At 41.9% G+C, this 15,374-nt stretch carries 13 protein-coding genes and 1 pseudogene; 5 read left to right on the forward strand and 9 right to left on the reverse strand.

Annotated elements, in window-relative coordinates:
• Window positions 1-74 precede the first annotated feature (74 nt).
• Window positions 75-2,171, reverse strand: a complete 2,097-nt coding sequence (locus V7L12_RS25135) for a CHAT domain-containing protein (RefSeq protein WP_335088502.1) — start codon at window positions 2,169-2,171, stop codon at window positions 75-77.
• Window positions 2,172-2,378: 207 nt separating this feature from the next.
• On the opposite strand from V7L12_RS25135, the gene V7L12_RS25140 reads away from it, so the two are divergent.
• A complete protein-coding gene (locus tag V7L12_RS25140; protein WP_335088504.1) occupies window positions 2,379-2,945 on the forward strand; it encodes a Uma2 family endonuclease in 567 nt (188 codons plus the stop codon).
• A gap of 24 nt (window positions 2,946-2,969) precedes the next feature.
• On the opposite strand, the gene V7L12_RS25145 is transcribed toward V7L12_RS25140, so the two are convergent.
• From V7L12_RS25145 to pstS, 5 genes are all read right to left on the reverse strand, one after another.
• On the reverse strand, window positions 2,970-3,251 hold the full coding sequence (locus V7L12_RS25145; RefSeq protein ID WP_289795754.1) for a hypothetical protein: 282 nt from the start codon (window positions 3,249-3,251) through the stop codon (window positions 2,970-2,972).
• 120 nt (window positions 3,252-3,371) lie between these two features.
• Entirely contained in the window at window positions 3,372-4,178 is an 807-nt protein-coding gene (gene pstB / locus V7L12_RS25150; protein WP_292774531.1) for a phosphate ABC transporter ATP-binding protein PstB, read from the reverse strand.
• A gap of 56 nt (window positions 4,179-4,234) precedes the next feature.
• Entirely contained in the window at window positions 4,235-5,116 is an 882-nt protein-coding gene (gene pstA, locus V7L12_RS25155) for a phosphate ABC transporter permease PstA (RefSeq protein WP_335088506.1), read from the reverse strand.
• A 19-nt stretch (window positions 5,117-5,135) separates the two neighbouring features.
• Window positions 5,136-6,086: a phosphate ABC transporter permease subunit PstC gene (gene pstC / locus V7L12_RS25160; RefSeq protein WP_292774533.1), complete on the reverse strand. Its 951-nt coding sequence runs from the start codon at window positions 6,084-6,086 to the stop codon at window positions 5,136-5,138.
• Window positions 6,087-6,227: 141 nt separating this feature from the next.
• The gene (gene pstS / locus V7L12_RS25165) at window positions 6,228-7,409 is read right to left on the reverse strand and encodes a phosphate ABC transporter substrate-binding protein PstS (RefSeq protein WP_335088508.1); all 1,182 of its coding nucleotides are present in this window, start codon (window positions 7,407-7,409) and stop codon (window positions 6,228-6,230) included.
• Between the two features lie 585 nt (window positions 7,410-7,994).
• Between pstS and V7L12_RS25170 the strand changes: the two genes are divergently transcribed.
• Window positions 7,995-8,582, forward strand: coding sequence for a biotin transporter BioY (locus V7L12_RS25170; protein ID WP_335088510.1), 588 nt, complete (start codon window positions 7,995-7,997; stop codon window positions 8,580-8,582).
• A gap of 162 nt (window positions 8,583-8,744) precedes the next feature.
• Entirely contained in the window at window positions 8,745-9,221 is a 477-nt protein-coding gene (gene lspA / locus V7L12_RS25175; protein ID WP_334849097.1) for a signal peptidase II, read from the forward strand.
• A gap of 212 nt (window positions 9,222-9,433) precedes the next feature.
• On the opposite strand, the gene V7L12_RS25180 is transcribed toward lspA, so the two are convergent.
• Entirely contained in the window at window positions 9,434-10,093 is a 660-nt protein-coding gene (locus V7L12_RS25180; protein ID WP_335088512.1) for a hypothetical protein, read from the reverse strand.
• 436 nt (window positions 10,094-10,529) lie between these two features.
• Between V7L12_RS25180 and V7L12_RS25185 the strand changes: the two genes are divergently transcribed.
• Window positions 10,530-12,800, forward strand: a complete 2,271-nt coding sequence (locus V7L12_RS25185; RefSeq protein ID WP_335088514.1) for a transglycosylase domain-containing protein — start codon at window positions 10,530-10,532, stop codon at window positions 12,798-12,800.
• 59 nt (window positions 12,801-12,859) lie between these two features.
• Window positions 12,860-13,225, forward strand: a pseudogene (locus V7L12_RS25190) (four helix bundle protein).
• Between the two features lie 56 nt (window positions 13,226-13,281).
• Here the strand turns inward: V7L12_RS25190 and V7L12_RS25195 are convergent.
• On the reverse strand, window positions 13,282-14,733 hold the full coding sequence (locus tag V7L12_RS25195; protein WP_335088516.1) for a DUF4335 domain-containing protein: 1,452 nt from the start codon (window positions 14,731-14,733) through the stop codon (window positions 13,282-13,284).
• On the reverse strand, window positions 14,730-15,356 hold the full coding sequence (locus tag V7L12_RS25200; protein WP_292774545.1) for a DUF3038 domain-containing protein: 627 nt from the start codon (window positions 15,354-15,356) through the stop codon (window positions 14,730-14,732). Before V7L12_RS25200 ends, V7L12_RS25195 begins: the two co-directional genes overlap by 4 nt.
• Between the last annotated feature and the right edge of the window lie 18 nt (window positions 15,357-15,374).

Consider the following 15,374-nt stretch of genomic DNA (forward strand, 5'->3'; position numbering starts at 1 on the left):
ATTGACTTTTTTGCACAAGCACTGCTGGCTAATTCTAATAATTATCTGTCTCGGCCATCACTGCTTCCTAAATATTAGACCTGAATCCTTACTAATTTTGTAAATTCTCGTAGCTGAATTTGGGCTTTATGTAATGCTTCAGGGCGGTTTTTACCTTCTTGTCGCTGCTGGTAGTAAAAAATAGAAAATAATGCTGTAGCTAAATCATTAACTGACCACAAAGTACTAACAACGCTTCTAGCACCAGCACACAAAAAGCCTGTGGAGAGAGTAAGAATATCGTCAGTTAAGGAAGGAGTACCCAAATTAGTTTCGCAGCAAGACAGAAATACTTCTACAAGTTGAGGTAAACGCCAGCTTGGTGTCATCAATTGCCCCAAGGTGATGCTACCATCAGCTAATTTTAACTGTGATTCTAAGGGATTATCAAGGCGAGATTGGGCATGGTGGCAGCAATGAAGTACTTGAACTTGTTGTGCTAACTGTCGATACTTGTTAGAGGTAGCTTGGCTGCTGCCAATTAATCTGTTTTCTGGTGGAATGTTGTACATTTTGGCGAGTTGTTCGCCTTCAAATCTGGCACAGGGAAGGTTATCTTCGGCATCTTCCACAGTTCCATATTGTAGAGATATTTCATTAAATTTCCCTACATTGTCGCGTTGTTGACAAAATTCTAAAATTTGGCAGCTTGGGGTATAACGAATAATAAATTTATCTCCTAAATATTTCTGATATTCTCCTGTAGGCAAAGCAGCAAACGGAATCTGATGTAGTAATATGTGAGGTACTAAAATTAACTCTTCTATTTCTTCAAGATGTTGGTCAATGAGTTCAGATATTTGCAGGCGTTCAGCTAGTTCGCGGAGAATACTATTAATTTGAGTTTCCCATTTTTGGGAATCATTCATATAAGGCAATAACCAATTCTGGTTAATCCAGCCTTGCAACGTATTTAACCCTTGTCCTGTGCAGGTGTGGAAAGTAATTTGGTTTTGCTGCACAACAAAAATATGAGTGTCGCTGTTGGTAGTGTAGAAACTGAGGATAGCTGTATTGGGTTGGTCAATTAGCTTTTGAATTTCCGATAAGCTGAGGGGGTTAACTTGAATTTCGCCAGCTAATACGGGATCTTCGCGTCTGAGATTTTCCCAAACTTGTTGTTTTTGAGTTTTTAAAGATGCGATCGCCTCATTATAAGCTTCCCAAACAGCGCGTGTTTTACTGCGATTATTTTCAGATTTATGGCTTTGGCGTTCTTGATCAATTTGCCGTTGCAGTTCTTCATACTGCTGCAATAATTCTTGGATTTTCGGGGGAATTTCTTCGCCTTTAGAGAGGTTGTAGCTTGCCATTAAGTCTACCAGGCGTTTAGAACGCGATCGCTCTGAATATTCAAAAGCTTTTTCTATTTGTCCGACGTTGATACAGGCTTGCACCATGCTTTCGTAAATGCCGATGGATTCTTCTAGAATCTTTTGACGACGTGATTCAGATTTTACCCAACTACGGCTAGTCTCTACTGCTTTAATAGCAATACTATAGCCTTTAATAGCTTCGTCCCAGTATCCAAATTTAAAAGCTGTATTACCAAGATTGCGAGAAGCTCTAAGTGATTCATTAGGGTAAGCTGTGTGTATATGAATTTCTAAGGCTAACCAATAATAATTTATTGCAGAAGTGGCTAATCCTTGATCCCGGTAAGCATTACCTAAGTTATTCTGAAGTATGGCACATGTAAATGGATGATTCTCACAAGTATAAATTTTTAAAGAATTCTGATAAGCTTTAACTGCCAAATTAAAATTTTCTTGGGGATCTCCCTGAACCCTTTTATCATATGCAATACCCATATTCATTTGAGTATTTGCCCATTCTTCAGGAAATGATTCTTTATTCAATACACCTAATACTTCATTGTAAATATCTATAGCTAATTCAAAGTTATTTGAGCGATTAGGATGTGGAGTATCACAGTAAAGAGATGCGAGATTATTTTTAATAACAACCCATTTTTCAGTAAACCTATCTTGAGTAAAATTTTCTAACACTACATTACAGATTGATACTAATTTATCTAAATTTACATAATTATCATCTCTTTTTGTATTTTTGATTTTTGCAGAATAAAGAGGAATTACTTTCTCTATACGCCCCATTAGCAGCCAAAACATTTTTCACAGCAAAAATCCTATCTTCTTCAGATAGACTCAAACATTTTTCCAACTCTACAGCAACTTCTCCTTCCCTACTAGCGTTAGGGAGTAAGATTCAAAGTCTAAAAGGAGAGAGGTCAGACTGTATTGCATACAAACAAGAAACGCTATAATGTTCCGTTTCCACTCAGGCTAAAATAGGTAAATCCCTAACAGAGATGATTTATGAACCAGCCAATATCTGAAAGAGTGCGCTGGACTACCGCCGATTTAGAGTTGTTTCCAGATAACGGGAATCGCTATGAAATTATTGACGGAGAATTGTTTGTGACTAAGGCGCCCCACTGGAAGCATCAAAAAACTTGTGTGAGAATTAGCACTTCCTTGGATAACTGGTCACAAACTACTGGTCTGGGAGAAGTTGTGACTGCTCCAGGAATAATTTTTGGCGATAATGATAATGTTATTCCCGATGTTGTCTGGGCTAGCAATCAGACATTGCCTCTACTTTTAGACGAGGCAGGGCATTTGACTGGTGCGCCAGAACTGATTGTAGAGGTGCTATCTGCTGGTAGTGAAAATGAAAAGCGGGACAGAGAACTAAAACTTAAGCTCTACTCATCACGAGGTGTCAGAGAATATTGGATTGTAGATTGGCGCAAGCAACAGGTGGAAGTATATCGACGCGAACAAGCGAGTTTAAAATTAGTTGCAACGTTATTCAATGGTGATGAATTGAGTTCACCCCTATTGCCTGATTTTACTTGTGCGATTGCACAACTATTTAATTAATAAAAATTACGAATTACGAATTAGTTAATTGTGCTGTAAAAACTCAATTTTGGGCAATAACGGGTCAGTCACAATACCCACACCGCTAAAACCCCAACGCTTGAGCAAGTTTCCCAACTGTGTACGCGCAATAGATTCCACTGCAAAGCGATTTGCCACTTCTGCCGCATGGGTGTTGAGATAGCTAAGGGCGTCAAAGTTTTCTTGAAACAGCAATAAATAACCTGATGTTTCAGCATCAGGACGAGCTATAAGATAATTCCCGTCAGTTTTTGAGCGCACCAAGTAATAGACATCGGACAGCATGGAGATGAAGTTTGTTGGGGAGAAAAAAATCCTTAAAATAAAAAACATAGAGGAATATCGCACAACTTTAATTTCCGAGTATCCCTCATTGCTTTAATATCAACAATGTAAAATATTTATTTATCCAAATTTGCCACTGACGTAATCTCTGGTATCTTCCTGCTGAGGATTGTTGAAAATTACTTCTGTTGCATCATACTCTACCATATAGCCATTACGGGTTCCTGTTTCTGAAGTCCGAACATTAAAAAAGGCTGTCTTATCAGAAACACGCGCTGCTTGCTGCATATTATGGGTGACAATGACAATAGTATATTGCTCTTTAAGTTCGTGAATCAGTTCTTCAACACGCAAGGTGGAAATAGGGTCAAGAGCGGAGCAAGGTTCATCCATCAGTATAATTTCAGGTTGTACTGCGATCGCACGAGCAATACATAACCGTTGTTGTTGTCCACCCGATAAAGATGAGCCACTTTGCTGTAGTTTATCTTTGACTTCATCCCACAAAGCTGCTTTTCTGAGACTGCTTTCTACCAATTCATCCAAATTACCTTTATAGCCGTTGATTTTGGCTCCAAAAGTAATATTGTCATAAATTGATTTAGGAAATGGGTTTGGTCTTTGAAACACCATTCCAATTCTCCGACGCACTTCTACAGGGTCGATGTCGGATGCATACAAATTTTTATCGTAAAAAAGTATTTTACCTTCTGCCCGAAATGACTCAATCAGGTCATTGAGACGGTTATAGCATCGCAACAACGTACTTTTACCACAACCAGAAGGGCCGATAAAAGCTGTCACCTGATTTTTCGGTATATCTAGCCAAATATTCTGTAAGGCTAAAAACTTGCCATAGTAAACGTTGAGATTTTCAGTGCGTAAAACGGTTTCAGTGTTATTCACTGTCCTAGTGTTGGTAGCCATAAATTAAATCTAGTGTTAGTTTAAACGATGGGATTTGCACTGTGGATGGTTGTTTACTAAGCTTTTTTGCGAGTTGCCCAGCGAGCGATGATACTTGTGATTAGAACCATCAATACCAAAATTAAAGATGCTGCCCAAGCTAGAGATTGCCAATTTTTAAACGGAGAAATGGCGTATTTGTAAACTAAAACAGCCAGGGAAGCTGTTGGTTGGAATAAACCATCTGGCCAAAAGTTAGAAAATAGAGCAGTAAATAGCAAAGGTGCGGTTTCTCCAGATGCTCTGGCGATCGCTAACGTTGCCCCAGTTACAATAGCGGGTAAAGCTGCTGGTAAGACTACTTGACTCACCGTTTGAAAGTTAGTCGCTCCCAACCCTACAGATGCTTGTCGCAAATCTTGCGATACTAACTGTAACGCTTCATCAGTGGTTCGCAGAATAATTGGCAACATCAAAATTGCTAGTGCAAACCCTCCAGCTAGAGCTGAATACGATCCTAAGTTCAACTTTACCATTGTCAAAACTACAATCCCATAGGCAAATACCCCAGCAATAATTGAGGGAACTCCACTAAGGACGTTAGCTGCAAAACGCACCCATCTAGCTACTCTCGCCGAACTAAATTCTGTGATGTAAATCGCCCCTAAAACTCCAAATGGGATACTAATCAAGGCAGCAATTCCTACCATTAGTAACGTACCTAAAATGGCATTACCAAAGCCTCCTCCCTTTTGGAGAGCTTTAGGTGGCAATTCCACAAACACGGCCAGACTCAGACTGCTAAAGCCTTTAATAATCACATAAGAAAGCACTGCTAGCAAAGGTAAAAGTGCCAATACTCCGCAGGTAAAAGCGATTACGGTCATCACTGTATTAAACAGTGTCCTTTGAGACGTGGGGGAGCGAGTTAAACTGCGCTCTGGAAAATTAGAAGTCATAATTTAACCCAAAACTAAGCTATATTCGCTTGACTCTCAGAACGATCAACTCTGCCAGAATATTGACTACTAGTGTCAAAAAAAATAGAATTAAAGCCGCGTACATTAAAGCCGCAACTTGCAAACCACTCGCTTCTGAAAATTGATTTGCCAATAGAGAAGAAATCGTATTGGCTGGTGCTAAAAGAGAAAGACTGATGTTGTTGGAGTTGCCGATTAACATCGTTACAGCCATTGTTTCTCCCATTGCCCGGCCAAGTCCCAGCATCACAGCACTAACTATGCCCGAAAAAGCTGCTGGAATGAGAACTTGCAAAATTGTTTCCCAGCGGGTTGCTCCCAGCCCTATAGAGGCTTGGCGCAAACTGGGGGGTACAGAAATCAAGGCATCGCGCGATAAGGCTGTGATTATGGGCAAAGTCATAATTGCTAAGATGACTCCCGCCGGTAACATTCCTGGCCCTGTAGGAGAAGTGCTAAAAAATGGCAGCCAGCCAAAGTAACCATTGAGCCATTTTCCCAAGTTGGTTAAGATTGGCACTAAAACGAAAATACCCCACACCCCGTAGACAACGCTGGGAATAGCTGCGAGCAGTTCTACTGCAAAAACCAGTACCAGCTTCACTTTAGCGGGCAAAAAATCCTCGCTCAGTACAATAGCAGTACCAACCCCAATTGGCACTGCTATCAGCAGACCAATAAAAGAACTCACGAGAGTTCCATATATTTGAGGTAGAACTCCGTAGCTATCATTAACCGGGTTCCAAGTGGTGTTGACTAAAAAGCCAGCACCAAACTTTTGGATAGCAGGCCAAGAGGCAATTGCAACCTGCGACCCAATCCATAATAAAGTCCCAGCAACTCCAAAAGCGAAAATTTTAGTCAGCCAAATAAAACCCAAATCTAAGGATTTTTCGGCATCAGAGCGATTTTTCATCGCTGATGAAAGATTTTGAGAATTTGTAGTCATGAATACCGACTTTCAGAATTAAATCAGAGAAGAATATGGGAGGCAACGAGATTAGTAAAATTGTCGCCTCATCATCTATTTCAACTGATACAATGGTAACTTAATGTTCAAAGTTACTACTTAATAAGCGTGTTTTATTGCTTACTTGCTAGCGCTACTACCACTGGCGACAGAAATTTTATATTCTGGGCTGATTTGGTCAGCAGCAGCAGCCACCTTTGTGATCACATTTGAGGGTAAAGGAACATATCCTAATGCACTAGCCTGCTTCTGTCCATCAGTTAAAGCGTATTCGAGCGCAGCTTCAATCGCCTTGGCTTTTGCCGCATTGGGATATTTCTTGTAAGCCAAAATCCAGGTGTAAGTGACGATGGGATAGGAATCAGCCCCTTCGGGATCGGAAATGAAGGAGCGGAGATTTGCGGGTAGAGCTACTGATTCGAGAGTTTTAGAAGCTGACTCCTCACTAGCTACAACAAACTTACCGCCTTTATTTTCCAAAGCAGCAAACTTGAGACTATTTTGTTTGGCATAGCCATACTCTACATAACCAATGGAACCTTGAGTTTGTTGGATTTGGGCAGTAACACCCTCGTTACCTTTAGCACCTACTCCCTTAGGCCAGTTGACAGTTTTGCCTTCACCAACTTTACTTTTCCACTCAGGGCTGATAGCGCTGAGGTGTTTTGTGAACACACCCGTAGTTCCGCTACCATCGGAACGATAAACAACTGTGATTGACTCTTTTGGAAGCTTTGCACCTGGGTTAGCCTTAGCAATTTGGGCATCATCCCAAGACGTGATTTTGCCTAGTAGAATATCGGCGTAAACGGCTCGTGGGAGCTTGAGTTCTGGAACATCAGGCAAGTTGTAAGCCAACACGATGCTACCAGCAGTCACAGGCAGTAAAATAACACCTCTATCTGCTGGTACTTTCTGGATTTCTTCATCCTTCATTGCGACATCGCTGGCACCAAAGTCTACAGTGCCTTTGATAAATTGCTCAACTCCAGAACCGCTACCAACTGATGCATAGTCAACTTGCAGATTGGGATATTTTTTGTTTAAATCTGTGAACCAGGTATCGTACAGTGGTGCCGGAAAAGACGCACCAGCCCCGCTTAACTTTACGGTTCCGCCAAGGTCTAATTTAGCTGGGCTAGAGGCAGTAGTATCTGTAGCAGTGCCAGAAGGCGCATCCTTGGTGACTGTATTATCTGGTGCTTGCTGTCCGCCACAAGCTGTTAGGCTGATTGTCAGTGCTAACACTGAAATTGAACCTGTGAGGCGATGAATTTTTGTTGCACTAAGACGTGAGAGCATCGCTATCAATTTTTTAGTAACTTTTCAGGTGAGCGTTTCTAAGATACTCCCAAAGAACAACAATAGAGATTAACGAAAGGTTAACAAAGCAAAAAGATACTTGTTTTTTTAATGAAGTGCAAACCCTTATTTCTAGATTTTATTGATAAATTTTATACTCTTACTTTAGGTTTAAGATAGAAATATTACTACAGTAAGTTTGTTGTACTCATTTACAAAACTTTATTGCTAGTGTACTTTCGTTAGTCAAGTTATAAAAAAATATATTAATATTAATTAAGATTAAGCATTAAACACTTTGTAGCCAAATTTAGGCACTGCTCTGCAAAACTAGTATAAATACTAGTATAAATGTAGACTTTACCATTTTTTAGGTTAAATACCAGAATTCACAGCACTCTTCAGCCAAGAAAATCAGACAATAGACGCCTTAGTTGCAATTCGTAGAACTGAAAAATTACGTACCAAAAAGGCAAAAGAAAATATGCTAATTCTTAAGATGTAAGCACAAATTTCATTTCAATATTAATGAATATACTAGTTGCTGTTGGTTTTCCCTTTTGCTTTTCCTTGGTTGCCTGATAAATGTTTGCTGCTTCCAATCAATTACTATGGTCTATGATTGGCTTACTCCTGACAATGGGTGGTACCTTCTTAGAAGTTTATGGCATCACCTTACCTTGGACTTGGAGTCAGCACGGAATTCAGACTTTTTCTTTAGGTGTCAATTTTCAAATTGGCGCAGTATTGTTAGTGGGTTGTTTAGGGGGCAAAAATGCGGCTGCACTCTCGCAAATTGCCTATTTAGTCATGGGGTTAACCTTACTACCAGTATTTGCCGATGGCGGCGGTATTGGTTATCTCAAGCTATCTTGGTTTGGCTATCTACTAGGCTTTATTCCTGGAGCTTGGATTTGTGGCTTAGTTGCCTTTAAAGCAAGACCTCGACTAGAAACTCTTGCCTTCAGTTGCATCTGTGGCTTGTTAACTCTCCACCTATGCGGTATTACTTATTTGATTATTAGCTATCTTTTTCAGTGGAAAGGCACAGAAAATCTAACCTTGATGCAAGCAATCCTTAGATACTCCTGGTTTGCACTACCAGGTCAACTAACTGTGGTCTGTGCAGTTACTGTAATAGCATATATATTGCGTCACTTAATGTTTTATTAGTTCATTGTTATTTGTCTTTGTCCTCTCTTACAAAGTTCTGATGCCTACGGCGGGCTGCGCCAACGCCGGAAGGCGGCGCTCAGACTTTGCGCTTTGTCAAAAGCTCATGACTAATGACCAATGACTAATGACCGATGACCAATGACCAATGACTAATTTGCCATGCGTTTAAAAAATCGTCTTTTCTGGATCGCTGCCTTCATCGCTTTTTTCTTAGACCAAATAACAAAGTACTGGGTAGTACAAAGCTTTAGCTTGGGGCAGACACTACCACTCTTACCTGGGATATTTCACTTCACCTATGTCACTAACACTGGGGCGGCTTTTAGTCTGTTGAGTGGGAAAGTAGAGTGGTTGCGCTGGCTATCTTTAGGAGTGAGTTTAGTATTGATAGCCTTGGCGTTAATTGGCCCAACATTAAATTTGTGGGATCAGTTAGGCTATGGCTTGATTTTAGGTGGAGCTATGGGCAACGGTATTGATCGTTTTGTTTTAGGCTACGTCGTTGATTTTCTTGATTTTCGCCTAATTAACTTTGCTGTATTTAATGTGGCAGATTCATTTATTAGTATCGGTATTGTTTGCCTGTTAATTGCTTCCTTGCAAAAAACACCGACTCCAACTGGCAGATCGCATTAAACTATTAAGCCTGGGATGAGTAACCCCAGGCTATTAACTTAGTTAAACCCTTGCTCAGTCTTATATGCGAAGACTTTACGTATAAGGTTTTAGCAATTTTTTTTTATTTCTCACCTGACACCAGTTTGCATAACTGGTGCAAGAGTTCAAGGAAGATGCACCTGCGATCGCTGATGGCAAACCATTATTTAGATTATGCCCCAGCTTTTAATTTAATTACCTGTGGTAGGAGTTTTTGGCGAACTAGAGCCGGGAGTACTGGGAGAGCTACCGGGTGCGGGTTCTATACTGCTGCCAGGCGTGCCAGGAGTGCCAGGTTGTTCAGGTGGGGTTGCGCTTCCTGGGTCGGTAGTGCTACCAGGAGTGCCATCAGGAGTGGTTGAACTTCCTGGTGCTGGAGTTAAGTTGCTAGGTGCGCCATCAGGTGTGGTTGGAGTAACGCTTCCTGGTACTGGAGTTAAGTTGCTAGGTGCGCCTTCAGGAGTGGTTGGAGTAACGCTTCCTGGTGCTGGAGTGGTTTCGGGAGTGCCAGACTCAGGAGGAGTGGTTGAGCTTCCTGGTGTAGTGGTTCCTGGTGTAGTTGTACTATCAGGAGTGGTGGTGCTATTTGGCGTTGTTGTTTCTGCTGGTGCTGTAGTGCTACCAGGAGCGCTAGGGGTGGCTGCTGTGCCGCCGGGACAGCGGGAGTTGAGCGGAAAATGATCGCACAGAATTTTCTTACCTTCTGGCGACAGCTTGATTTCCGTTGGTGCGCTAGTGGAGTCGCTAGTAGATTGGGCTATGGGGGATTTACTGGATTCGGCTACAGCAATATTAGTGGTAAGTGCCAAAGATAAAGCTGTACCAATCAGGGTCAGAGATTTTCCCATCATTACTGTAATTAACCTCAACGGAATACTCGCCCCATTAAAGCAGATAATTAAGATTTAGAAAATCTTCCTAAATGAAGATATTTAGGTTTGTTTTAGAAGATGTGGATATGTAAAATTGGTAAAAATTAAATCAGTTATTTATTGAAAACTAGTGTTTAAAAAGACAAAATTGAAAATTATGGTTGTAGTTATTGAACTAGTAACACTACCTTAAATGAGCCTTTGAGAAGATATAAAAAGTTTTTACTTATATGAAGTAGGTGATTAAAATTACAAATTAATTATAGCTTTAATATAAACTAAAGTATAAATTAGCTCAAAAAGTTCCGTATAGTCAATTTATGCTTTGGCTTATGAGTAAAATGATGAAAGACTAACATCTAAATTAATTGTGATTCGCTCGATTCTTCATTAAAAACTGTGATGTGAATAGCCGATGAGTTCTCCCCAACCCCCTCACAAGCCACAAACGTTACTAGGTCAACTGACTCAAGCAGTACATACGATTCAAGCTAGGGTCGATTTTTCAAAATTGGCGCTCAAGCCTAATGCCAAAGTACCAGAACTTTGGGTGCAGGATGCGGGGGCGGATAAAGCAGAGGTATATCCACTGTTGGGCGATCGCTATATTCTCGGTCGTAGTTCCAAATCCAGCGATATCGTCATCCGTAACCCTGTTGTCAGCCAAATTCACCTGTCACTATCGCGGAATTCTACTCAGCGCACACCAGTTTTCGTGATCAAAGACGAAAACTCCACCAATGGCATTTATCGTGGCAAGCGTCGTGTTAGCTCCCTAGAACTGCGTCACGGCGATATTCTGACTCTAGGGCCCCCAGAACTCGCCGCTTCTGTACGGTTACAATATGTCGATCCACCAGCATGGTATGTCAAAGCTGCTAGTTGGACAGCTTATGGAGTTGGTGGTGTCAGTGCCCTATTAACTTTAGTGATTGGCGTCGAATGGCTGAAATTTTCAGTCAAACCTCTACCGACAGCGACACGCGCTCCAGTAGTTGTTTACGCCCGTGATGGAGCCACTCCCCTGAGAGAGCCTCGGACAATCTCTCATGTTGACATGAAGCGATTAGAGGAATTTGGCCCTTATTTGCCTGCTGCGGTAGTGGCTTCAGAAGATAGTCGTTATTACTGGCACTTTGGGGTTGATCCTCTGGGGATTTTACGAGCTGTGTTGATTAATAGCCGCAGCGGAGATGTGCAACAAGGAGCCAGCACCGTTACCCAGCAAGTTGCCCGCAGTTTGTTCCGCGAGTATGTAGGTAGACAGGATACCCTTGGCCGCAAATTGCGGGAGGCAGTTGTCGCCCTAAAGCTCGAAACCTTTTACAGCAAAGATGATATTTTGCTGATGTACTTAAATCGGGTTTTTTTGGGAGGTGATACCTCTGGCTTTGAGGATGCAGCCCGATATTACTTTGAGAAGCCGGCTAAAGAATTAACTTTGGCAGAAGCAGCAACATTGGTAGGAATTTTACCTGCTCCCAACGCTTTCGATTTTTGTGGGGATGGGCCAAATAAGCTAGAAGCGGCTGAATACCGAAATCGCGTAATTAAGCGGTTGCTGGACATGGGCAAAATTAAACCAGAGGATGCGAACCGAGCTAGACGTTCCACTGTCCAAATTAGTCTTAAAGTCTGCGAACAGCAAGCTAAAACGATCGCACCTTATTTTTACAGTTACGTCTTCTCTGAACTTGAATCAATCTTGGGGGAGGGAGCAGCAAGAGAAGGTAATTATATCATTGAAACCAAGCTCGATCCAGCGATACAGAGACAAGCAGAAGCAGCGTTGAATAATTCAGTGAACAACTCTGGTAGAAATTTTAATTTTTCTCAAGGGGCAGTAGTCACTCTTGACTCTAGTACAGGCAGTATCCTTGCAATGGTAGGCGGGACTGATTACAAAAAAAGTCAGTTCAATCGTGCTGTTCAAGCCAAAAGACAACCAGGTTCCACCTTCAAAATCTTTGCTTACACCGCCGCTATTCAACAGGGAATTCCAGAATCAAAAAGTTATTCTTGCGCCCCTTTAACTTGGCAAGGCTTTACTTATAAACCCTGTCGTGCTGGTGCTGACACTAGTTTAGATATTGCCACCGGGCTGGCGCTTTCAGAAAATCCCATCGCCTTGCGAGTTGCCAGAGAAGTCGGGCTGGATAAAGTCGTGGCAATGGCGCAGCGTTTGGGGGTAAAGTCAAACCTAGATCCGGTTCCCGGCTTGGTACTGGGTCAAAGTGTAGTTAATGTTTTGGAAATGACTGGTGCTTTTGGCGCTATTGGTAATCGCGGTGTGTCCAATCCTCCCCATGCCATTAACCGAATTTTAGACAGTGGTGATTGCCGCGATCGCAATGATATCAAAACCTGTCGTGTAATCTACTCCTTCGACCAAGATCCAGGTGCCAACAAACGAGTGTTGACAAATAATGTCGCCGATGAAATGACTAGTTTGATGCGTGGTGTAATTGCAAGAGGTACTGGTCGTAGTGCTGCCATTGGATTAGGTGAAGCTGGTAAAACTGGCACGACTAATAAAAACGTTGACTTGTGGTTTATTGGTTTTATCCCCAGTCAGCGACTTGTAACTGGCGTTTGGCTGGGAAACGACAATAATTCCCCGACATCTGGCAGCAGTGCTCAAGCAGCTCAATTATGGGGGAATTATATGCGGAGAATTACACGGTAATTGGGCATTGGGCATTGAGAATTGGGAACTATTGATCAATAAATGATCAATAGACTTTTGTGAGAAGACCTGATTTTGAAGATTTAGAAGTTTATGAACTTGCCCAAAAGCTAGCTAATGAAATTTGGCGTATTGCTAAAGGATGGGACAATTTCACTAAAGATACACTGGGCAAGCAAATTGTTCGGTCTGCTGATAGTGTTTGTGCGAACATCGCAGAAGGTAGAGGTAGGTATAACGACTAAGATAATCGGCGTTTTGTCAAGATTGCGAGAGGGTCTTTGTATGAAGCTATCAGTTGGTTGAGGTTAGCTTACGCCAGACAGTTATTGACAAATGAACAGGTAAGCAGATTCAAACCAATTCTTGATGAACTATTACCCAAGCTCAATGCTTACCTAAAAGCCATAGGGAATAGGGAATAGCAACTTAATTCTCTTGCCCCATGCCCCATGTCCCATGCCCAATGCCCCATACCCAATTACTGATATCCCTTCCAAGGAGTGACTTCGAGCTTGCCGTTAGGCTTGAATATCACTTGGAAGTGGGCTAGAGGTTCTTTGTCATTGGGAGGAGCTACATTAGAACCATAGATAGCGTTAAACATCTTAGGAAGAGGTGTTTCTCGGAAATAATCAAAGGCGACTTGATTAAGTGGTTCATAGTCAGCAATTACACTATCTTTGTTGACTGCTACCCGATATTTCAAATCTCGTGTAAAGGTGGGAGTGCCACTCCAGGTTTGGCGAACTGTATTATAAAGCTTTTGATTTAAACCTTTAGTGATATTAGAGTCAGTAATTTTTGCACCGAGTACTTCTGGTGTCTTAGCATATCCTCGCCAAGGGCTAACTTGCAGCACACCATTTGTAGTAAACACTATTCGGAATTGGGCGATCGGTTCATTGAAAATGGGAGCGCGGTTAGCAGGATTGTAAAGTAGGTTAGGCAGAGGAGTTTGCCCGACTCCTTGATTAGCCTCTTTATTCACCGCTTTATAACCAACGATCGCTCCATCCGCAGCTACACCCAAACGATAGATTAAATCCTGTTGCAATCCTGAACGCTTAGTCCAAGCTGGATGAACTTGGTTATACACTTGACGATTCAATGCACGCAGCTGGGATGGATCGGTAATTTCTGGAACTGTATTTAAAAGTGCTTCTAAATCTTTAACTACTGGCTTTTCATTAGCTGTGGGTGGTGTCGTCGGTGTTGCAGCTGCAATAGGTGTTGCAGCTGCAATAGGTGTTGCAGCCGCTGATGCTGGAGGATTAAGGCTCTTTGTTGTAGAGCTAGTTTGCTCATCTGGCTTAGGCTGCGGTGTACGCATTTGGGGAGGTGGAATCAAGTTAAATGCGATCGCTGCTACTGCTAAACTCGATACTCCCACAGCAGCAGGAACAGCCTGCCTAATTACAGCTTGACTGGCACCGCCATAGCGTCTAGTAACTGGTTGTAGTTCTAGGGATAATTCTGGTAAAGTCTGGGTATCAGCAAAAAACTGATCCACTGCTTCTACTAAATCAAACAACTGTACCGTATTCAAATCTATTTCAATAGGCGGACGTTTAGAATTATTAGAGTGAGACTCGAACCCCTCTGGAGCATTCTCTGAATGTATGATTAACCTGTGGCGGTTGCCGTCAATTTTTTGAAACTCTACTAGCTCCGATTCCTGGTTATGTGCTTGCGGATTGGGTACAGTACTCAGAAATTCTTGGGCGTAACCACTAACAGCCCTCACCAAACTTTCAAAAAATTCCCGCCCTCCCGTTAGGGGTTGATTGTAACCAGATAAATAGCATTCTGCATTTACCAATATTGATAATTCTGGGCGCATTTCCTGGAACTGTGCAGCCCTAGTGACATCACTTAACCCTTCTAAAAGAAGAGTACAATTAGGTAGACTGTACTTACGTTGAATATTCATTCCACTTCACCGTCAAAAAGACTAATCCAGAACCGCTGCATTCCAGCAGTACCAGTACAAAATAGTAATTGTCCTAACAAATTTATTGCTAGCGCATCTAATTTTTCATCAGAAGTTAATGCTAGTACACCAGAACGTCGAGTATTCATCCGGCTTTTAAAATGCGCCCTAAACCGCTCTAGGTAATTAGATAGCCGCAAATTCTGTTCTAATGGAATCTGTTTTTCTTCCATTTGTTGACATATCATTAATAACTGGCGGATGACAACAGTTAAACGCCGTGCTATGTAGCAAGCAATGACCACCAGAGCTTTTGCTTCCATAATAGTTAAGGGACGGCGCATATGCGCTCTTCGTAGCGGGTTAGAGCTACGCATCCGCCATAAATTCACCCTGTCTTTAACAATTCCTTTAAGATCCAACTCTTGAGCAAAAGCGAGGATTGCTTCCGAACCACCAAGCTCTAAAGCTTCAATTGCCAGTAAAATCAGGTCAATTTGCAGCCTAGTTCTCCGAGGACAAGTTTTGGAAGCGATCGCAGGATCTGGTAAAGTGTCCAGAATCATCGGCAGTGAGTCTTGGGTTGGACTGTTGAACGGCGTTAAACTTGCTGAAACATTCATTCTATAAATACCTTGTGC

It is taken from the genome of Nostoc sp. (assembly GCF_036918245.1).
Classification (GTDB): Bacteria; Cyanobacteriota; Cyanobacteriia; order Cyanobacteriales; family Nostocaceae; genus Nostoc.

Bases quoted from the DNA above. Each gene is read 5' to 3' on its own strand.
- V7L12_RS25135 (WP_335088502.1), bottom strand. From the start codon at position 2,171: ATGTTTTGGCTGCTAATGGGGCGTATAGAGAAAGTAATTCCTCTTTAT.
- V7L12_RS25140 (WP_335088504.1), top strand. From the start codon at position 2,379: ATGAACCAGCCAATATCTGAAAGAGTGCGCTGGACTACCGCCGATTTA.
- V7L12_RS25145 (WP_289795754.1), bottom strand. From the start codon at position 3,251: ATGCTGTCCGATGTCTATTACTTGGTGCGCTCAAAAACTGACGGGAAT.
- pstB (WP_292774531.1), bottom strand. From the start codon at position 4,178: ATGGCTACCAACACTAGGACAGTGAATAACACTGAAACCGTTTTACGC.
- pstA (WP_335088506.1), bottom strand. From the start codon at position 5,116: ATGACTTCTAATTTTCCAGAGCGCAGTTTAACTCGCTCCCCCACGTCT.
- pstC (WP_292774533.1), bottom strand. From the start codon at position 6,086: ATGACTACAAATTCTCAAAATCTTTCATCAGCGATGAAAAATCGCTCT.
- pstS (WP_335088508.1), bottom strand. From the start codon at position 7,409: ATGCTCTCACGTCTTAGTGCAACAAAAATTCATCGCCTCACAGGTTCA.
- V7L12_RS25170 (WP_335088510.1), top strand. From the start codon at position 7,995: ATGTTTGCTGCTTCCAATCAATTACTATGGTCTATGATTGGCTTACTC.
- lspA (WP_334849097.1), top strand. From the start codon at position 8,745: ATGCGTTTAAAAAATCGTCTTTTCTGGATCGCTGCCTTCATCGCTTTT.
- V7L12_RS25180 (WP_335088512.1), bottom strand. From the start codon at position 10,093: ATGATGGGAAAATCTCTGACCCTGATTGGTACAGCTTTATCTTTGGCA.
- V7L12_RS25185 (WP_335088514.1), top strand. From the start codon at position 10,530: ATGAGTTCTCCCCAACCCCCTCACAAGCCACAAACGTTACTAGGTCAA.
- V7L12_RS25195 (WP_335088516.1), bottom strand. From the start codon at position 14,733: ATGAATATTCAACGTAAGTACAGTCTACCTAATTGTACTCTTCTTTTA.
- V7L12_RS25200 (WP_292774545.1), bottom strand. From the start codon at position 15,356: ATGAATGTTTCAGCAAGTTTAACGCCGTTCAACAGTCCAACCCAAGAC.